22 protein-coding genes are annotated in these 19,113 nt (G+C 63.9%); 17 read left to right on the top strand and 5 right to left on the bottom strand.

Translation table 11 applies throughout. The annotated features are described in order from the left end of the window. Positions 1-39: 39 nt before the first annotated feature. Together ACOIX3_RS04110 and ACOIX3_RS04115 are read right to left on the bottom strand one after the other, a co-directional pair. Positions 40-564 carry an A24 family peptidase gene (locus ACOIX3_RS04110; RefSeq protein ID WP_420968514.1) on the bottom strand — a complete coding sequence of 175 codons (525 nt, stop codon included), beginning with the start codon at positions 562-564 and terminating at the stop codon, positions 40-42. Positions 565-735: 171 nt separating this feature from the next. After that, positions 736-900: a Flp family type IVb pilin gene (locus ACOIX3_RS04115; RefSeq protein ID WP_173643703.1), complete on the bottom strand. Its 165-nt coding sequence runs from the start codon at positions 898-900 to the stop codon at positions 736-738. A gap of 278 nt (positions 901-1,178) precedes the next feature. Here ACOIX3_RS04115 and ACOIX3_RS04120 point away from each other — a divergent pair, with 278 nt between their 5' ends. The 5 genes from ACOIX3_RS04120 to ACOIX3_RS04140 all read left to right on the top strand — a co-directional run bounded on the left by ACOIX3_RS04120 (position 1,179) and on the right by ACOIX3_RS04140 (position 5,601). Then, positions 1,179-2,009, top strand: a complete 831-nt coding sequence (locus ACOIX3_RS04120; protein ID WP_212314251.1) for a sterol desaturase family protein — start codon at positions 1,179-1,181, stop codon at positions 2,007-2,009. A 24-nt stretch (positions 2,010-2,033) separates the two neighbouring features. Further along, the gene (locus ACOIX3_RS04125) at positions 2,034-3,479 is read left to right on the top strand and encodes a hypothetical protein (protein ID WP_420968515.1); all 1,446 of its coding nucleotides are present in this window, start codon (positions 2,034-2,036) and stop codon (positions 3,477-3,479) included. A 254-nt stretch (positions 3,480-3,733) separates the two neighbouring features. After that, positions 3,734-4,243: a pilus assembly protein N-terminal domain-containing protein gene (locus tag ACOIX3_RS04130; protein WP_420968516.1), complete on the top strand. Its 510-nt coding sequence runs from the start codon at positions 3,734-3,736 to the stop codon at positions 4,241-4,243. Positions 4,244-4,414: 171 nt separating this feature from the next. Beyond that, positions 4,415-4,963, top strand: a complete 549-nt coding sequence (locus ACOIX3_RS04135) for a TadE family protein (RefSeq protein ID WP_420968517.1) — start codon at positions 4,415-4,417, stop codon at positions 4,961-4,963. Positions 4,964-4,971: 8 nt separating this feature from the next. Next, a complete protein-coding gene (locus tag ACOIX3_RS04140; RefSeq protein ID WP_420968518.1) occupies positions 4,972-5,601 on the top strand; it encodes a TadE/TadG family type IV pilus assembly protein in 630 nt (209 codons plus the stop codon). A gap of 160 nt (positions 5,602-5,761) precedes the next feature. Here the strand turns inward: ACOIX3_RS04140 and ACOIX3_RS04145 are convergent, their stop codons facing one another. The 3 genes from ACOIX3_RS04145 to ACOIX3_RS04155 all read right to left on the bottom strand — a co-directional run bounded on the left by ACOIX3_RS04145 (position 5,762) and on the right by ACOIX3_RS04155 (position 7,988). Then, positions 5,762-5,974, bottom strand: coding sequence for a cold-shock protein (locus tag ACOIX3_RS04145; RefSeq protein ID WP_016842648.1), 213 nt, complete (start codon positions 5,972-5,974; stop codon positions 5,762-5,764). A gap of 268 nt (positions 5,975-6,242) precedes the next feature. After that, a complete protein-coding gene (gene infA / locus ACOIX3_RS04150) occupies positions 6,243-6,536 on the bottom strand; it encodes a translation initiation factor IF-1 (RefSeq protein ID WP_016842649.1) in 294 nt (97 codons plus the stop codon). Positions 6,537-6,560: 24 nt separating this feature from the next. Then, a complete protein-coding gene (locus ACOIX3_RS04155) occupies positions 6,561-7,988 on the bottom strand; it encodes a DEAD/DEAH box helicase (RefSeq protein ID WP_420968519.1) in 1,428 nt (475 codons plus the stop codon). A gap of 532 nt (positions 7,989-8,520) precedes the next feature. On the opposite strand from ACOIX3_RS04155, the gene urtA reads away from it, so the two are divergent. The 12 genes from urtA (at position 8,521) to ACOIX3_RS04215 (ending at position 19,062) form a co-directional block, all read left to right on the top strand. Then, on the top strand, positions 8,521-9,849 hold the full coding sequence (urtA, locus tag ACOIX3_RS04160; protein WP_223966545.1) for an urea ABC transporter substrate-binding protein: 1,329 nt from the start codon (positions 8,521-8,523) through the stop codon (positions 9,847-9,849). A gap of 113 nt (positions 9,850-9,962) precedes the next feature. Next, positions 9,963-11,558 (top strand): urea ABC transporter permease subunit UrtB, encoded by a 1,596-nt coding sequence (urtB, locus tag ACOIX3_RS04165; protein WP_420971969.1) that lies wholly within the window; start codon positions 9,963-9,965, stop codon positions 11,556-11,558. Further along, on the top strand, positions 11,555-12,724 hold the full coding sequence (urtC, locus tag ACOIX3_RS04170) for an urea ABC transporter permease subunit UrtC (protein WP_420968520.1): 1,170 nt from the start codon (positions 11,555-11,557) through the stop codon (positions 12,722-12,724). Before urtB ends, urtC begins: the two co-directional genes overlap by 4 nt. A 4-nt stretch (positions 12,725-12,728) precedes the next feature. Continuing rightward, a complete protein-coding gene (gene urtD / locus ACOIX3_RS04175; protein ID WP_050405363.1) occupies positions 12,729-13,490 on the top strand; it encodes an urea ABC transporter ATP-binding protein UrtD in 762 nt (253 codons plus the stop codon). 3 nt (positions 13,491-13,493) lie between these two features. Beyond that, on the top strand, positions 13,494-14,189 hold the full coding sequence (gene urtE / locus ACOIX3_RS04180; protein WP_420968521.1) for an urea ABC transporter ATP-binding subunit UrtE: 696 nt from the start codon (positions 13,494-13,496) through the stop codon (positions 14,187-14,189). A gap of 51 nt (positions 14,190-14,240) precedes the next feature. After that, on the top strand, positions 14,241-15,077 hold the full coding sequence (locus ACOIX3_RS04185; protein ID WP_420968523.1) for an urease accessory protein UreD: 837 nt from the start codon (positions 14,241-14,243) through the stop codon (positions 15,075-15,077). A 27-nt stretch (positions 15,078-15,104) separates the two neighbouring features. Next, positions 15,105-15,407, top strand: a complete 303-nt coding sequence (locus ACOIX3_RS04190; RefSeq protein ID WP_063695274.1) for an urease subunit gamma — start codon at positions 15,105-15,107, stop codon at positions 15,405-15,407. 9 nt (positions 15,408-15,416) lie between these two features. Further along, a complete protein-coding gene (locus ACOIX3_RS04195) occupies positions 15,417-15,722 on the top strand; it encodes an urease subunit beta (protein WP_038387566.1) in 306 nt (101 codons plus the stop codon). A gap of 100 nt (positions 15,723-15,822) precedes the next feature. After that, positions 15,823-16,278: an endonuclease domain-containing protein gene (locus ACOIX3_RS04200; RefSeq protein ID WP_420968524.1), complete on the top strand. Its 456-nt coding sequence runs from the start codon at positions 15,823-15,825 to the stop codon at positions 16,276-16,278. Positions 16,279-16,441: 163 nt separating this feature from the next. Next, positions 16,442-16,996 (top strand): HD domain-containing protein, encoded by a 555-nt coding sequence (locus tag ACOIX3_RS04205; protein ID WP_420968525.1) that lies wholly within the window; start codon positions 16,442-16,444, stop codon positions 16,994-16,996. Between the two features lies 1 nt (position 16,997). Continuing rightward, positions 16,998-18,713, top strand: coding sequence for an urease subunit alpha (ureC, locus tag ACOIX3_RS04210; protein ID WP_420968526.1), 1,716 nt, complete (start codon positions 16,998-17,000; stop codon positions 18,711-18,713). A 49-nt stretch (positions 18,714-18,762) separates the two neighbouring features. Next, positions 18,763-19,062 carry a putative quinol monooxygenase gene (locus ACOIX3_RS04215; protein ID WP_024581875.1) on the top strand — a complete coding sequence of 100 codons (300 nt, stop codon included), beginning with the start codon at positions 18,763-18,765 and terminating at the stop codon, positions 19,060-19,062. Positions 19,063-19,113: the final 51 nt, after the last annotated feature.

The following is a 19,113-nucleotide window of genomic DNA, read 5'->3' on the forward strand; positions in this document are numbered from 1 at the left end:
GTATCTAAATCGCCTTAACGAGCGGTTACCGCTGCTTTCTCAGCGCATCGCGAAGTGCGCGAGATCGATCGTCTTGATCCAGTCGGTCTCGGGATAGATCAGCAGGGCGCCGAGGGCGAGTGCGATGCCGTAGGGAATTCCGGTCTGCTTGTCGTGCAGCCGGCTGAGCCAGGCCTGGTTCGCGAGCGCATAGGGCAGCGGCCATTGCCGGATCTGCAGCAGCAGCACCGTCAGCGCGCCGCCGAACAGCGACGCGAAGACCAGATAGGGGAGCAGATGCTCGAACCCGAACCACAGGCCGGCCGCGGCCGCGACCTTGGCGTCTCCGCCACCGACCCAACCCATCGCAAACATGCCGAATGCCACCACCAGAACCAGCGCGCCCGCGCCGGCATGGTTGAGGATATCGTGCACGCCCATCCCGGTCAGCGGCGCCAGGACGAAGAAGCCGGCCGCCAGCGCCAGCGAGATCCGGTTCGGGATCGTCATGGTCAAGAGATCGCTCGCCGCCGCAAAGGCCATCAGGGCCGGAAACAGCATCAAGCGTGCGATGTCGAGGATCATGAATTCATGCCGTCAAGCTGGAGCTGCGGTCGCGACCCGACGCTAGCGGCCAATGGTGAACAATCGGGAAAGGCCGCCGTGGCCGCCATCAAGGCGCCGCCGGCCGGTCCGCCAAAATAGCAAAGGTCCCGGGGGTGCCGGGACCTTTGATGCGAGTTCCTGGGAACCGGCTTACTTCAGCGAGGAGGCGACCGTGTTGAAGGTGCCCGACAGCTTGGTGCCGACGCCGTTCACTGCTGCGATGATCGCGATCGCGATGCCGGTGGCGATCAGGCCGTATTCGATGGCGGTCGCGCCCGACTCATCCTTCACGAAGCGCGAGACGAGGTTCTTCATAAGTAGCTCCTGTGTACACGTGGCTGGTCAAACTAGGTTTGGTCTCGCCGGCGTTCTCAGCACCGTGACCATTGCGGCACCCTACGGTTCGACAATTTCGGCGCAGTTAATTTGATCCGATAAACACAGCGGGAACCCGCAGTTGTTGCGCACAGTAAATTTGGAATTAAGCGGCTTGCTAAGATTGCAGATTGTTGCCGGGGCCCGCTATCGGCACCTGTTCACGGCTCCTTAAGCGCACATCTATACCCATGGGGCTTCCGTCAGATGAGGCCGTCATGCCCAGCCTTCCCTTTGAAGTCATCGAGATGATCGGCCAGACGATGATGAAGGTGGTGCCGATCACGATCGCGCTGGCGCTGTTCTTCACCGTGCTCACTCATTTCTGGGCCTGCAATCCCGGCAAGCCGTGGTGGCAGAAGCGTGAGCTGGTCACCGACATCTGCTACTGGTTCTTCGTGCCGGTGTTCGCCCGCGTGCTGCGGATCGGGCTCCTGGTGGTGGGCGCAGCCGTGGTGTTCAACGTTCACGACGCCGACGATCTGATCGCGTTCTACGAGAACGGACATGGCCCTCTGGCGCAGCTTCCGCTCTGGCTGCAGTCCATTATCTTCCTCGTCGCCTCGGATTTCATGCTGTATTGGCTGCATCGGATGTTTCATGGCGGCGGCTTCTGGAAGTACCACGCCATTCATCACTCCTCCGAGGATCTTGAATGGATCTCGGCGGCACGCTTCCATCCGGTCAATCTTCTGATCGGCACGATCACGGTCGACGTGATCCTGCTGATGGCGGGCATCTCGCCGAACATCATGCTGTGGGTCGGCCCGGTCACCACTTTCCATTCGGCATTCGTGCACGCCAACCTGAACTGGACGCTCGGCCCGTTCAAATATGTGATCGCGACGCCGGTGTTTCACCGCTGGCATCACACCGGGCTCGAGGACGGCGGCGACACCAATTTCGCGGGCACGTTTCCGCTCTGGGACATTCTGTTCGGAACGTTCCGGATGCCCGAAGGCAAGCTTCCGGAAGATTACGGCGTCGATGCCGAGCAGGGCGTGCCGTCCGAGATCGGCGGACAGTTGGCCTATCCGTTCCGGCAATGACGCCGCCAGCCGGCCGGTGCGATCATGAGCGCTGAGACCGCGACCTTCCCGCGCGCGAAAACCTCCGCGTTCGCCCAGCTTCCGGCCTGGTTCTGGATGGCGTGCGGCGTCTATGCGCTGCTGCTGTTCGTCGGCGACAGGCTGCTCGCCGATTCCGACACCTACTGGCAGCTTGCCGTCGGCCGCTGGATCCTCGACCATCGCACGCTGCCGTCCGTCGACATCTATTCGTTCACCAAGGCCGGTGAGCCGTGGGTGTCGTCGTCCTGGCTGGCGCAGGTTCTGTTCGCGAAGGCCTATGACCTCGCCGGGTGGACCGGTCCGGTTGCGCTGGCGGCCGCCTGCGCCGCTGCCAGCTTCGCGCTGCTCACTGCCATTCTCAGCCGCGCGCTGCCGACGATCTACGCGAGCCTGATCGCCCTTGCGGCGCTGGTTCTGACCTGCGGGCACCTGCTGGCCCGTCCGCATGTCCTGGCGATGCCCATCATGATCGTCTGGGCGAACGGCCTGATGACCGCCAGCGAACGCCGCGAGGCGCCCTCGTTCTGGCTGCTGCCGCTGATCGCGCTGTGGGCCAATCTGCACGGCGGCTTCCTGTTCGGTTTGATCCTGGCCGGCGCATTTGCGCTCGATGCGATGTGGAATGCCTTGCCGGCTCAGAGGTTGGCGCTGGCGCTGCGCTGGGGGGCGTTCGGCATCGGCGCACTGGCTGCGTGCTGCGTGACCCCCTATGGCTGGGGCTCGATCCTCGCCTCGCTCAGGATTCTCGGCCTCGGTGAATTGTTGCATCTCATCACGGAGTGGAGGCCGGCGACGTTCGGCGAGATCGACCCGTTCGGATTGTCGATCCTCGGCCTGCTCGGCGCTGCGCTCTATTACGGGGCGAGGTTGCCGCTGCCGCGAATCATCCTGGTGCTGGGCTTGCTGCACATGGCGCTGTCCCATGTCAGAAATCTCGAGCTGTTCGCCCTGCTGCTGCCGCTGGCCGTGCTGACGCCGGTCGCCACCCAGTTCGGGCTGCGTGCCGCTGGCACCGTCCGCCCGCGAGTTGCTCCGGCCGCGATCCTTATCGTCGGGCTTTGCGCGTGGACCGCAGTCGTTGCCGCGCGTCAGGTGATATCGCCACCGCCGATCTATTCGCCGGCTGCCGCCGTTGACGTGATGAAGGCGCACAACGTCAAGCGCGTGCTCAACGATCTGCAGTTCGGCGGCTACCTGATCTGGCGTCAGATGCCGGTGTTCATCGACGGGCGCGCCGAACTCTATGGCGAGGCGTTCGGCATGAGCCTGGTCCGCGCGCTTCAGCTCAAGGACGTCAACGGCTTCCTCAATCTGCTCGCGACCCATGACATCGATGCGGTGATGCTCGATCCGACCACGCCGGCGTCCAAATTGCTGGATCACATCGCAAGATGGCAGCGCCTCTACGCCGATGAGCACGTGGTCGTTCACGTCCGTGCCGCCGGTTGAAGCCGCCGCGACTCCTAAAGATTGCCATAGGCGCACCGCTTCCCGCCCAATGGCAGGACGACGGGATCGGCGACCGGATAGTCCTGTACGAGGTGGTGGACGGTCGGCCGATCCGCTCGGGAAGTCGCGGCATCCGCGCAATTCGGCGGTCGATCTTTGCTCTTCCTAAATGAATTGCCGTCAGATTTGCCGGCGTCGGGCGCCGGTCCGCAGCGTATCGTCTTTGCCGGCCAGTTAACGTCCCGGGGTAGAGTATGTCGTTTCAGTCCCAGCGTATTCGCGCCGTCACGCGCATTGGTTTCATCTCGATGGCCGCAGCCATGCTGCTGGGGCCCGCACTCGCAACGGCTGCGCCGGATCCCGACCGGATCGCGGTCAATGTCGATCAGGCCAAGCTCGTCAAGCTGCCCGGCGGTATTGCCACGATCGTGGTCGGCAATCCCCTGATCGCCGACGTCACCCTGCAGAATGGCGGGGTTGTCGTGGTCACCGGCAAGGGCTATGGCGCGACCAATTTCATCGCACTCGACCGCTCCGGCCAGGTGCTGGTGGATCGCCAGATCCAGGTCGAAGGTCCTCCGAGCGACCAACTCGTCACCGTCTATCGCGGCATCGATCGCGAGACCTATAGCTGCATGCCGGTTTGTCAGCGCCGCATCACCCTCGGCGACGGCGACGCCTATTTCAAGACGACGATGGAACAGGCCGGTACGCTCAACAATCAGGCCTCCGGTTCGGGCGGCGCCGCGAAGCCGCAGAACTGACGTGCGTCCGCTCGGGCGCTTCACACGCTGCGGCCTTGGCCGATCGCAGGCGGTCCTTCCGACATGCTTAATAAAGGCCTAACGGATCGGGTCGCTCTGTCTCGATCCGGCGAAATACTTCGACAATGACTCTTGGGTAGTTGTTGCCACCATGTTGATCCGGGGTCGTTGATGCCGCTGCCCGCTCATTCTTTTGCACGCCTCCTCCGTCGCTTTCGCCGAAACCGCCGTGGTGTGACCGCGGTCGAATTCGCGCTGGTCGCGCCGCTGTTTTTCGCGCTGCTTTTTGCGATCATCGAAGTGGCACTGATCTTCTTTGCCAGCCAGGTGCTTGAGACGGCGACGCAGGATTCGTCCCGCTTCGTCATGACCGGCCAGGCCCAAGGCGCAAATTATACCCAGCAGCAGTTCAAGGATTTCGTCTGCGGCCGGGTCAACGCGTTGTTTGATTGCACCAACGGGGTCTACGTCGACGTGCGCAGCTATCCCGCGACGAGTTTTTCGACCGTCAACCTCACGCCTATCACCGATCCCACCCAGGTGAAATGGTGTCCCGGCAAGGACGGCGACGTCGTGGTGGTCCGCCTGTTCTATCAGTGGCCGCTGTTTGTCACCAAGGTCTTCACCTCCACCTTCCTCAGCAACGGCAAGCGGCTCCTGACCGCGACCGCGACGTTCAAGAACGAGCCCTCCGGAACCGCTGGGGCCACATGCTCATGAGCAAAGTCATGAAAACCCTGCCCGCGGCCTTGCTGCGCTTTGTCGTCGCTCTCGGGCGTGACCGCCGGGGCCTCGCCGCCGTCGAGTTCGCTTTCATCATGCCGCTGATGCTGGTGATGTTCTTCGGCACCGTCGAGTTTTCATCCGGTGTCGCGGTCGACCGCAAGGTCACGTTGATGGCGCGCGCCGCGTCGGATCTGACCTCGCAGGCGACGCAGGTGGTGGATGCCGACCTGCAGAATTTCTTCAGCGCCAGCGTCGGCATCATGACGCCCTACGATCCGTCACCGACCAAAGTCACGCTGTCGGAAATCTACGTCGATAACTCCAACATCGCGCATATCCAGTGGAGCAAGGCGGGGACGATCGCCTCGGGCGCCACGCAGGCCACGTTGACGGCCTCAAGCCGCAGCCAGGGTGACATTGTCACAAGCGTCGTTCCGTCAGCGCTGCTGGTTTCGGGCACCTATCTGATCTTCAGCGAAGTGAGCTACAAATACGTTCCGACGATCGGCTATGTGATGGCCAAGGCCGGCATCAATTTCAGCGACGTTGCCTTCACGCGGCCGCGGCAGTCGGTTTGTGTGTTCTATGCCCCGACCTCCGCCACCATGCCGACGACCTGCTCGACTTACTAGGGCGTCTTCGAGCGAAGCGGACGCCGGTTCGCGTGAAGAAAACGCAGCCAGGCTGCGTCTGCCAAAGACGCGATCCAAACAAAAAGGGCCGCACCCGGAGGTGCGGCCCTTGATGCTTTGACGGCAATTTCCTGGAGCTTCGCGCTCCCGGGAAATCGGCTTATCCAGCGGCGCGGAGATTGTCGGCCGAGGATTTGCCGGAACGGCGGTCAGCAACGATCTCGTAGGAGATCTTCTGGCCTTCACGCAGAGTGCCAAGGCCGGCGCGCTCGACTGCACTGATGTGCACGAACACGTCGTTCCCGCCTTCATCCGGCTGGATGAAGCCGTAGCCCTTGGTCGCGTTAAACCACTTCACGGTTCCCATGCTCACGTGGGTAGTCCCTTCTCAGATATACAAGTTCAAGACCCGCTAGTCGGCGGGGTGGTGAGATCGAATTTTTGGAAGGGTCGTCAGCGTCTGAACCGGCTGTACCGGTATTGGCTAATGTCGTCCGGCCGAAAATCGATGGGTAGGATATTATTCGATAGAAGGGTTCAAAACAATCCTGACGTGCGCGATTTTTTGGCCGGCGCAGCCGCCGGCCAATTGTTGCGCAGGACGTCAGGACGTCATGCGCCCAACGGTTGCAATGTCCAGCCTATCGGCGGCGGAACTGGCCGCCGCGCTGTGCGCCGCCCCGCGGCGGACCGCCGGGTGCGCCACTCGGACGTTCGTCCTTGTGCCGGAAAATCAGGCGGCCCTTTTCGAGATCGTAGGGCGACATTTCGATCGTGACGCGGTCGCCGGCCAGCGTCTTGATGCGGTTTTTCTTCATCTTGCCGGCGGTGTAGGCGACGATCTCGTGTCCGGCATCGAGTTGCACCCGGTAACGAGCGTCGGGGAGGATTTCGGTCACCAGTCCTTCGAACTGGATCAGCTCTTCCTTAGCCATATGGTTCTCCAGATCGAGCGACGGCTAGTGCTTCGGTCGGTTGTTGCGGTTGGGTTGCGGATTCGGCCGGCTCTCGCGATGCAAGAAGGCGACGCCCTGAATGCCTTCGCTGTTGCCGGCCTGCGACGGACGCGGCGACTCGCCCCGGCTCGTCTGCGGCGCGCCATTATTACCACCTCCGCGGCGGCGGCGGCGAGGCCCTTTTGCACTCGGAGCGGCCTCATTCCCACGGACATTATGCGCGCGCGGCGCAGAGCGGCCGCCCCGATGCGGGTGGGGGGCCTGCGCCGGCGCAGCGGCGTCGCGGCTGCCAGAGCTGCCTTGCGTGCGGCGGTCTTCCCGCGGCACGGTAATCCGGATCAGCCGCTCGATATCGCGCAGATAGCCCATCTCCTCGGCGCCGGCGACCAGCGAGATCGCGATGCCGTCTGCGCCGGCCCGCGCGGTGCGGCCGATGCGGTGGACGTAGGTTTCCGGGATGTTGGGCAGGTCGAAGTTCACGACGTGGCTGACGCCGTCGACGTCGATGCCGCGGGCGGCGATGTCGGTCGCCACCAGCGTGCGGATCTCGCCGGAGCGGAATGCCGCCAGCGTGCGCTCGCGGTGGTTCTGCGACTTGTTGCCGTGGATCGCATTGGCCTCGATGCCGGCCTTGGCAAGGCTCTTCACCACCTTGTCGGCGCCGTGCTTGGTGCGGGTAAACACCAGGGCACGATTGACCTGCTCCTGCTTCAGAAGCTGGGCGAGAACCGTCGGCTTGGCCGCGAAATCGACCTGGATCGCGCGCTGGGCGATACGATCCACCGTCGAGGCCACCGGCGTCACCGCCACGCGGGCCGGGTCGCGCAGCATCGCCTCGGCGAGCTCGGCGATGTCCTTGGGCATGGTGGCCGAGAAGAACAGCGTCTGCCGCCGGATCGGCAGCTTGGCGACGATTTTGCGGATGTCGTTGATGAAGCCCATGTCGAGCATGCGGTCGGCTTCATCGAGCACCAGGAACTCGACCTGGTTGAGCTTCAGCCCGTTGCTCTGCACGAGATCGAGCAGGCGGCCGGGGGTGGCGACCAGCACCTCGACGCCCTGCATCAGGGAACGGACCTGGCGGCCCATCGGCACGCCGCCGATGGCGAGCGTCGAGGACAGCCGGACGTGGCGGCCATAGGTGTTGAAGCTGTCGAGGATCTGCCCGGACAGCTCGCGGGTCGGCGAGAGCACCAGCACGCGGCAGCTCTTGGGCTGCGGGCGGATGCGGTTCTCGAGCAGCCGGTGCAGGATCGGCAGCGCGAACGACGCGGTCTTGCCGGTCCCGGTCTGGGCGATGCCGACGACGTCGCGGCCGGCAAGTGCGAGCGGGACGGTCTGGGCTTGGATGGGGGTCGGCGTGAGATAGTTTTCTTCTCGAAGCGCGCGGGCGATGGGATCGGCGAGGCCGAAATCCTGAAAGGAGGTCAAAAGGTGGTTCTTTCCATAAAAGCCGTCATCGTCCCGGCCAGTATCGGCCGGAATCGCATGAAAGCATTCGGGGACACCCGCGTGTCTGGGGCGTCAAGCTGGGTTAGCTGAAAGGCGAGCCAGAAGCCGCTTGGGGCAGCTTGAACACGCAGCTCGCGAAGGCACCGCGATGTCGCGGGCATGGCCAGCATATGGACCAGGAACTGGGCGGTTTCAAGATGATATCGTCGGGATTGGTGCGCCGAATGCGCCGAACCATCGCGCAAACTGTCACAAATCGGTGCCGGAAATTTAGCCAAGAAGGCAATTTTGCCTACAAAATAATCTGATTGCTCTTTCGGCAGTCAAGTTGACGGCTCAATGATTGGGCAATCGGTTTCCGTATTTGCCCGGAACTCATGAAATTATCCAGTTGGTTCATCGACTTACGGTGCCCACACACCGTGGCACAGTTCTTGCGATTCCCTTAACCGCAGGCGGCCAAGCGGCCGTTCGCAAGCGTTCCACGCCTGCGTCAGGGAGACGACATTTCATGCTTACTCAGCTTACTCACAAAATAACGACGATGACCCGCCGCCGCGCGCTCGCGGCGACCGCCGGCCTGGTTTTGGGTCTGGCTGCGTCCTCGCCGTTCGCGCCCGCCCAAGCGGCCGACGACACCATCAAGATTGGTATTCTTCACTCGCTGTCGGGCACCATGGCCATCAGCGAAACCACGCTGAAGGACACGATCCTTTTCCTGATCGACGAGCAGAACAAGAAGGGCGGCGTACTCGGCAAGAAGCTCGAGGCCGTCGTGGTCGACCCCGCGTCGAACTGGCCGCTGTTTGCCGAAAAGGCCCGCGAGCTGATCACCAAGGACAAGGTTGCGGTCGTGTTCGGCTGCTGGACCTCGGTGTCGCGCAAGTCCGTGCTGCCGGTGTTCAAGGAGCTGAACAACATCCTGTTCTATCCGGTGCAGTATGAGGGCGAGGAATCCGAGCGCAACGTGTTCTACACGGGCGCGGCGCCGAACCAGCAGGCGATCCCCGCCGTCGACTATCTGATGAAGGACGAGAAGGTGAAGCGCTGGGTGCTGGCCGGCACCGACTACGTCTATCCGCGCACCACCAACAAGATCCTGGAAGCCTATCTGAAGTCGAAGGGCGTCGCCCAGGACGACATCATGATCAACTACACGCCGTTCGGTCACTCCGACTGGCAGACGATCGTGGCCGATATCAAGAAGTTCGGCTCGGCCGGCAAGAAGACCGCCGTGGTCTCCACCATCAACGGCGACGCCAACGTTCCGTTCTACAAGGAGCTCGGCAACCAGGGCATCAAGGCGACCGACATCCCGGTGGTCGCGTTCTCGGTCGGCGAAGAAGAGCTCGCCGGCATCGACACCAAGCCGCTGCTCGGCCATCTCGCCGCCTGGAACTACTTCGAGTCGATCAAGACCCCGGCGAACGAGAAGTTCATCAAGGAGTGGCAGGCCTACACCAAGAATCCGAAGCGCGTGACCAACGATCCGATGGAAGCGCACTACATCGGCTTCAACATGTGGGTGAAGGCGGTCGAGAAGGTGAAGTCGACCGATCCGGACAAGGTGATCGACGCGCTTCCCGGCACCGAGGCGCCGAACCTGACCGGCGGCACCTCGAAGATGCTGCCGAACCACCACATCACCAAGCCGGTGTTCATCGGCGAGATCAAGGGCAACGGCCAGTTCGACGTGGTCTGGAAGACCCCGGGCCTGGTGGCCGGCGACGCCTGGTCGAAGGAGCTCGAAGGCTCCAAGGACCTGATCGGCGATTGGGTCGGCAAGAAGTGCGGCAACTACAACACCAAGACCAACAAGTGCGGCGGCCAGGGCTCGTAATCGGGCACTCCTGACCTAACGACACAACACAACCTTCCAACACCGGAGAAGGCGGCATCGCTCGCCGCCTTCTCCTCCACTCCTGCCGGGGTACTGACGTGTTTGCTATTTGTATTGATCGCTTTCGCACTCTGTTTCTCTCGATCCTGCTGCTGAGCTGCCTTGCTGTGCCGGCGCTGGCCGGCCCGTTCGAGGATTCGGTCGCCAAATTCGCCAATGACGAGTTCTCCGACACCGAGGCTGCGATCGGCGAAGTCGCCGCATCGGGCAACGCGCTGGCTTCGCCCATCATCAGCGCGCTGCAGGACGGCCGGCTGTCGGCCGATCCGGACAGCAAGAAGGTCTTCATCACGCAGGCCGACGGCAAGATCGTCGACGCCGCGACCGGCGCGGCGGTCGACAAGCTGCCCGACAATGCCGCTGCCGTTCGCCTCAACAACCGCCTGCGCCGCACCGTGGAGGCCGCGCTCGGCGGCCTGACGCTGCTGTCGCCGGATCCGGTCAAGCGGCTCGCGGCTGCGCAATCGGTGTTCAAGAGCCACGAGGAGAGCCTGCTGCCGACGGTGGAGGGCGCGCTCGCCAAGGAGAGCGTCAAATCGATCAAGCAGGCTTTCGCCGAGGCGCGCGCCGTCATCATCCTGTTCAAGCCGGATGCATCCGACAGCGACAAGCTCGACGCCGTCGCCGTGGTCAAGGCCCGCGGCGACCAGGAGGCGCTGGCGCTGCTCACCGGGCTCGGCGACCAGCCGCCGTCGGTCGCCAAGGCGGCGGCTACCGCGGTCACCTCGATCCAGAGCAGTCTCGCGATGTGGTCGATGGTGCAGAATGCCTGGTACGGCCTGTCGCTCGGCTCGGTGCTGCTGCTCGCCGCGATCGGGCTTGCCATCACCTTCGGCGTGATGGGCGTCATCAACATGGCGCATGGCGAGATGGTGATGCTAGGGGCCTACACCACCTTCGTGGTGCAGGAGGTGATCCGCACCCGCTATCCCGCGCTGTTCGACTATTCGCTGCTGATCGCGGTGCCGCTCGCCTTCCTGGTCGCGGGCCTCATCGGCGTCGTGATCGAGCGCACCATCATCCGCTTCCTCTACGGCCGCCCGCTGGAGACGCTGCTCGCGACCTGGGGCCTGTCCCTGGTGCTGCAGCAGGCGGTGCGCACCGCGTTCGGCCCGACCAACCGCGAGGTCGGCAACCCCTCCTGGATGAGCGGCGCCTTCGAGCTCGGCCAGATCACCATCACCTATAACCGGCTTTGGATCCTCTGCTTCACGCTCGCGGTGTTTGCCATCCTGCTCGCGATGCTGCGCTACACCGCGCTCGGGCTCGAGATGCGCGCGGTGACGCAGAACCGCCGCATGGCGGCCTCGATGGGGATCGCCACCTCGCGCGTCGACGCGCTGACCTTCGGCCTCGGCTCGGGGATCGCCGGCATAGCCGGCGTGGCGCTGTCGCAAATCGACAATGTCAGCCCGAATCTCGGCCAGAGCTACATCATCGACTCATTCATGGTCGTGGTGTTCGGCGGCGTCGGCAATCTCTGGGGCACGCTGGTCGGCGCCTTCACGCTCGGCATCGCCAACAAGTTCCTGGAGCCGGTGGCAGGTGCGGTGCTCGGCAAGATCGCGATCCTGGTGCTGATCATCCTGTTCATCCAGAAACGGCCGCGCGGCCTGTTCGCGCTCAAGGGCCGGGCGGTGGAAGCATGACGCCGCATATCCTGACCCGTTCGCTCGACCGCGCCGCGACCGCGTTCGTCCTGCTCGTGGCCGCGGTCGGCGTGCTGATCCCGCTGTCGAACCTGCTGCTGCCGCAGGGCTCGATGTTCCAGGTGCCGACCTATCTGGTGGCGCTGTGGGGCAAATATGTCTGCTACGCCATCCTCGCGCTCTCGATCGATCTGATCTGGGGCTATTGCGGCATCCTTTCGCTCGGCCACGGCGCGTTCTTCGCGCTCGGCGGCTACGCCATGGGCATGTACCTGATGCGGCAGATCGGCAGCCGCGGCGTCTACGGCAATCCGATCCTGCCCGACTTCATGGTGTTCCTGAACTGGGACAAGCTGCCCTGGTACTGGTACGGCTTCGACAAGTTCTGGGTCGCCGCGTTGATGGTGCTGCTGGTGCCGGGCCTGCTTGCCTTCTGCTTCGGCTGGCTCGCCTTCCGCTCGCGCGTCACCGGCGTGTATTTGTCGATCATCACGCAGGCGATGACCTATGCGCTGCTGCTGGCGTTCTTCCGCAATGATTTCGGCTTCGGCGGCAACAACGGCCTGACCGACTTCAAGGACATAATCGGCTTCAACGTGCAGGCCGAAGGCACCCGTGCCGCGCTGTTCCTGCTGAGCTGCCTGGCGCTGATCATCGCCTTCCTGATCTGCCGCGCAATCGTGACCTCGAAGCTCGGCAAGGTCCTGATCGCGGTGCGCGATGCCGAAAGCCGGACCCGCTTCCTCGGTTATCGCGTCGAATCCTACAAGCTGTTCGTGTTCACGCTGTCGGCCTGCATGGCCGGCGTCGCCGGCGCGCTCTACGTGCCGCAGGTCGGTATCATCAATCCGAGCGAGTTCGCGCCGGGCAATTCGATCGAGGCGGTGATCTGGGTCGCGGTCGGCGGTCGCGGCACGCTGATCGGCGCCGCGCTCGGCGCCGTCGTTGTCAATTACGCCAAGACGTTCTTCACCTCCGGGCCACTCGCGCCGTACTGGCTGTTCATGCTGGGCGCGCTGTTCATCCTGGTCACGCTGCTGTTGCCCAAGGGCATCGTCGGCACCTTCAACAGCTGGTGGGAGACGCGGCGCAGCGCGGCTCTTGCGGCCGACAAGGACAGTGCCGCGCGCGAAGACGGCGTCGGCGCACCGAACCTGGCGGAGTAGGCAGATGAACGTCATGGATACCCGCGCCACTTCAGCCATGCTCTATCTCGACGGCGTGCACGTCTCGTTCGACGGCTTTCACGCCATCAACAATCTGTCGCTGACGCTCGCGCCCGGCGAGATGCGCGCCATCATCGGCCCGAACGGCGCCGGCAAGACCACGATGATGGACATCATCACCGGCAAGACCAAGCCGGACGAGGGCACTGTGCTGTTCGACGGCACCGTCGACCTGACCCGGCTCGACGAGACCCGCATCGCCGAGCTCGGCATCGGCCGCAAATTCCAGAAGCCGACGGTGTTCGAGAGCCAGACCGTGCAGGACAATTTGCTGCTCGCGCTCAATGTCGATCATTCCGTGCGCGGCACGCTGTTCTGGCGCGGCAGCAAGGCCGAGTCCGAGCGCATCGACAAGGTGCTGGAGACCATCCGCCTGACCGATGCGCGCAACCGCCTCGCCGGCAGCCTGTCGCACGGCCAGAAGCAGTGGCTCGAGATCGGCATGCTGCTGGCGCAGGATCCCAAGGTGCTGCTGGTCGACGAGCCGGTCGCCGGCATGACCGATGTCGAGACCCATTTGACCGCGGAGCTGCTCAAAGAGATCAACAAGAACCACACCATCATGGTGGTCGAGCACGACATGACCTTCGTGCGCGAGCTCGGCGTCAAGGTGACCTGCCTGCACGAAGGCACGGTGCTCGCCGAAGGTTCGATCGACCAGGTGTCGTCGAACGAGCGGGTGGTCGAAGTGTATCTGGGGCGCTAGGCGATGCTGAAGGTCGACAACATCAACCTCTATTACGGCGCAGCGCAGGCCTTGCGCGGCGTGTCGCTGACCGCCGAGCCCGGCAAGGTCACCTGCGTGCTCGGCCGCAACGGCGTCGGCAAGACCTCGCTGCTGCGCGCCATGGTCGGCCAGTATCCGATCGCCTCCGGCGCGATCAATTTCGACGGCAAGGACATCACCGCGCTAAAGCCCTATGAGCGGGCGCGGCGCGGCATCGGCTTCGTGCCGCAGGGCCGCGAGATCTTCCCATTGCTGACGGTCGAGGAAAACCTCAAGACCGGCTTCGGCCCGCTCAAGCGCGAGGACCGCAACATCCCCGACGACGTGTTCTCGCTGTTTCCGGTGCTGCAGACCATGCTGGGCCGCCGCGGCGGCGACCTCTCCGGCGGCCAGCAGCAGCAGCTTGCGATCGGCCGCGCGCTGGTGATGCGGCCAAAGCTCCTGCTGCTCGACGAGCCGACCGAGGGCATCCAGCCCTCGATCATCAAGGACATCGGCCGCGCGATTTCCTACCTGCGCAACCTCGGCAACATCGCAATCGTGCTGGTCGAACAATATCTCGACTTTGCCTGCGAACTCGGCGACAGTTTTGCCGTGATGGACCGGGGTGCGGTGAAATATGCCTGCGACCGCGCAAACCTCGATCCCGCCGAGATCAGCCGCCAGATGGCGTTGTGAACAGGCTGTGACGCCGCCTCGCGCGGCGTGGGTTAAGGGAGCGTCGGGGGAATGCGGACCGGGATCGCAGGCGCTGCAGCGGCAACGTTTGCGGCAAACCGCGCCCAGGGCGCGGTCAGGTTCGGCGTGCATCGCAAGGATGGCGCCACCCGCCGCGGCGACCTGCATGAGTCTGGCTCGTTGCGCGTCCGTTTCCCGTCGCCGGAGGACGACGGCCTGTCGGCGATGTTCGTCAACACCGCCGGCGGCATTGCCGGCGGCGACCGCTTCGAGATCGCGATCTCAGCCGGAGAGGGCGCCCGCCTGACCCTGACCACGGCGGCCGCGGAAAAGGTCTACCGTGCCCCCGGCGCCGCGGCGCGGCTCGACATCGCGCTGAAGGTCGCGGATGGCGCCCATCTCTCCTGGCTGCCGCAGGAGACCATCCTGTTTGACCGGGCCCGTATTCATCGCGGCTTCGACATCGACCTGGCCGAGGGCGCCTCGCTTTTGCTGTGCGAGATCGTGGTGTTCGGCCGTGCTGCGATGGGCGAGACCATGCGCCATGGCGAGTTCGTCGACCGCTGGCGGATGCGGCGCGGCGGCAGGCTGGTGTTTGCCGAGACCATCCGCCTCGACGGCGAGATCGGCGAGAAGCTGGCAAGGCCCGCGATCGCGGGGGGCGGCTGCGCGATCGGCACCGCGCTGATCGTGCCGGGCGACGAGGCACTGATCGAGCGCATCCGTGCGGCGTCCGACGGCTTCGGCGCCGAGGTCGGCATCTCCGCCTGGAATGGCTTTGCAATGGCGCGCTTCTGTGCCCAAGATGCGGCCCGGTTGCGCGCCGACATGATGGCGGTGCTCGGCCGCGCCTCCGCCGTGCCGCTGCCGCGGCTGTGGCTCAACTAATCCTTTCAAGATCATCAGAGTGCTCGCATGAATTTGTCTCCCCGCGAAAAGGACAAGCTCCTGGTATCGATGGCGGCCATGGTGGCGCGCCGCCGGCTCGAGCGTGGCGTCAAGCTGAACCATCCCGAAGCGGTGGCGCTGATCACCGATTATATCGTCGAGGGCGCACGCGACGGCCGCACCGTCGCCGAGCTGATGCAGGCCGGCGCCAAGGTCCTGACCCGCGCGCAGGTGATGGATGGCATCCCAGAGATGATCCATGACATCCAGGTCGAGGCGACATTCCCCGACGGCACCAAGCTCGTCACCGTGCACGAGCCGATCCGATAGGAGCGCGACATGATCCCCGGCGAACTCTTCATCAAGGACGGCGAGATCGAGCTCAATGCCGGCCGCAAGACCGTGACGCTGTCGGTCGCCAACACCGGCGACCGCCCGATCCAGGTCGGCTCGCACTACCACTTCTTCGAGACCAACCCGGCGCTGAAATTCGACCGCAAGAAAGCCCGCGGCATGCGCCTCGACATCGCCGCCGGCACCGCCGTCCGCTTCGAGCCCGGCCAAACCCGCGACGTCCACCTCGTGGCACTCGCCGGCAAGCGCGTGATCTACGGCTTCCGCGCCGAGGTGAAGGGGAAGTTGTGATTGTAATCCAAGCGGCGAGTGTGATGGTGATGGTCGATAGTGAGGTGAGCACTCCGGTCAGGCTCCCTCCCCCCTTGCGGGGGAGGGTGGGGAGAGGGGTATGCCGCACACTCAAGTGAGCGACACTCAGCGCGATCGCGCCAAGCAGCTCCGCCGTGCGATGACGCGCGCGGAGACGCTGCTGTGGCGGCACACCAAGGCCGATCGCCTCGCCGGCCTCAATTTTCGTCGACAGGTTCCGATGGGCAATTACGTTGCGGATTTTGTCGCACATTCTTGCAAGCTGGTTGTTGAAGTTGATGGCGAAAGCCACGATTTCGATGAACGAGTTCGTCACGACGAGCGACGAGACGCCTGGTTCACGTCGCGCGGCTATCGCGTGCTCCGCTTCACCAACAACGATGTGCTGAAAAATCTCGAAGGTGTCGCTCTTGCGATCCTTCAGGCGGCGGAGCAAGCGGCACCCCTCTCCCTAACCCTCCCCCGCAAGGGGGGAGGGAACCCTTCCACCGATGCCTCCCTTACATCTAATCTTGATGGAGCGGAGAAGCTGTGATGCGAGGTGGAGAACTCCCTACACGATTTGAGGTGAGCACGCTTTTCAGGCTCCCTCCCCCCTTGCGGGGGAGGGTTGGGGAGAGGGGTAAGCCCCGAGCGCCGGCAGAAATTATTTCTCGATGCCATACCAATCGCAATTGCGACGGGAGCGCCGCAATCTGATGCTTCCCGCGCTCCGCATGGTCTCCGAAGCTGCCGAGCTTGCCGCGCGCCGTCACAACGGCATGGCGCGCAAGGGGCGGGGAAGCGAGCCGTACATCAACCATCTCGCCGAGGTCGCCAACCTGCTGGCGCAGGTGACCGATGGCGCCGATGCCGAACTGGTGGCGGCCGGCTGGCTGCACGACACCATCGAGGACACCGAGACCACGCGCGAGGAGCTCGCGCAAAAGTTCAGCGAACGCGTGGCCGCGCTGGTGGTCGAATGCACCGACGACATGAGTCTGCCGAAAGCCGTGCGCCGGCAAAAGCAGATCGAGGACGCTCCGCACAAGTCGCCCGGCGCCAAGCTGATCAAGACCGCCGACAAGGTCAGCAATATCGGCGCGCGGATCGTGCCGTATCCAGGCAAGGACGAGCGCGACGATCTCGCCGATTATGCGGCCTGGGCCGACAAGGTGGTTGCCGGTTGCCGGGGGATCAATCCGCGGCTCGACCGCATTTTCGATGACACCATCGTGCGCGCCAAGGCCGCGCTGGCTGAAACTGGGGGCTGACATGTCCGTGAAAATCAAACGTTCCGTCTATGCCGACATGTTCGGCCCGACCACCGGCGACAAGGTGCGGCTCGCCGACACCGATCTGATCATCGAGGTGGAGAAGGACCTCACCACCTATGGCGAGGAGGTGAAGTTCGGCGGCGGCAAGGTGATCCGCGACGGCATGGGGCAGTCGCAGGTGACCAACGCGCAGGGCGCGGCCGATACCGTGATCACCAACGCGCTGATCGTCGATCACTGGGGCATCGTGAAGGCCGACGTCTCGATCAAGGAGGGCATGATTGCCGCGATCGGCAAAGCCGGCAATCCCGACATCCAGCCCAACGTCACCATCATCATCGGCCCCGGCACCGACGTGATCGCGGGCGAGGGCAAGATCCTCACCGCGGGCGGATTCGACAGCCACATCCACTTCATCTGCCCGCAGCAGATCGAGCACGCGTTGATGAGTGGCGTCACCTCGATGTTAGGCGGCGGCACCGGCCCGTCGCACGGCACCTTCGCCACCACCTGCACGCCCGGCCCGTGGCACATGGGGCGGATGATCCAGTCGTTCGACGCCTTCCCGGTCAATCTCGGTATCTCGGGCAAGGGCAATGCCTCGCGCCCGGCGGCGCTGGTCGAGATGATCAAGGGCGGCGCCTGCGCGCTGAAGCTGCACGAGGATTGGGGTACCACGCCGTCGGCGATCGACACCTGTCTCTCGGTGGCCGACGATTACGACGTTCAGGTGATGCTGCATTCGGACACGCTGAACGAGTCCGGCTTCGTCGAGGACACTGTGAAGGCGTTCAAGGGCCGCACCATCCATGCCTTCCACACCGAAGGCGCCGGCGGCGGCCATGCCCCCGACATCATCAAGATTGCCGGCCTGAAGAACGTGCTGCCGTCCTCGACTAACCCGACGCGGCCGTTCACCCGCAACACCATCGACGAGCATCTCGACATGCTGATGGTGTGCCATCACCTTGATCCGTCGATCGCCGAGGACCTTGCCTTCGCCGAGAGCCGGATCCGCAAGGAGACAATTGCAGCCGAAGACATCCTGCACGATCTCGGCGCGCTCTCGATGATGTCGTCGGACTCGCAGGCGATGGGCCGGCTTGGCGAGGTGATCATCCGCACCTGGCAGACCGCCGACAAGATGAAGAAGCAGCGCGGAGCGCTGCCGCAGGACAAGGGCAACGACAACGACAATTTCCGCGTCAAGCGCTACATCGCCAAATACACCATCAACCCGGCGATCGCGCATGGCGTGTCGAAGCTGATCGGTTCGGTGGAGAAGGGCAAGATGGCCGATCTGGTGCTGTGGTCGCCGGCGTTCTTCGGCGTCAAGCCGGACTGCATCATCAAGGGCGGCTCGATCGTGGCAGCTCCGATGGGCGATCCCAACGCATCGATCCCGACGCCGCAGCCGGTGCATTACCGGCCGATGTTCGCCGCCTTCGGCAAGGCGCTGACCGCGTCCTCTGTGGTGTTCACCTCGAAGGCTGCGGTCACCGGCGGCCTCGCCCGCAAGCTCGGGATCGGCAAGAAGCTCTACGTGGTGCAGAACACCCGCGGAAAGATCTCCAAGAAGAGCATGATCCACAACGATGCGACGCCCAAGATCGAGGTCGATCCGGAGACCTATGAGGTACGCGCAGACGGCGAGCTCCTGACCTGCGCGCCGGCCGAGGTGCTGCCCATGGCACAGCGCTACTTTATGTTCTAAAACCCGTCCCGGTATCCAAAGCCAGAACAGAAAACCGGGAGGAATTTCCGTGATTTACGTCGTTGCCACGCTGACCATCAAGCCCGAGACCCGCGCCGAATTCATCGCTGCGGCGACGGCCTGCATCAAGGAAACCCGCAAGGAGCCCGGCAACATCGCCTACGACTTGCACGAGAGCGTCACCGACCACAGCAAGATGGTGTTCGTCGAGCAGTGGGAGAACGCCGAGGCGCTGGTGCCGCATCGTACCGCCGAGCACATGAAGACCTTCGGCCGGGTCGCGGTGAAGTGCATGGCCGCGCCGCCGAAGATCGAGGTGATCACGCCCGAGAAGGTCGACGTTCGCTAAAGCATGATCCGGAAAAGTGTGAAGCGGTTTTCCGGAAAGATCATGCTCAAA

The organism is Bradyrhizobium sp. B120 (assembly GCF_049075665.1).
Classification (GTDB): Bacteria; Pseudomonadota; Alphaproteobacteria; order Rhizobiales; family Xanthobacteraceae; genus Bradyrhizobium.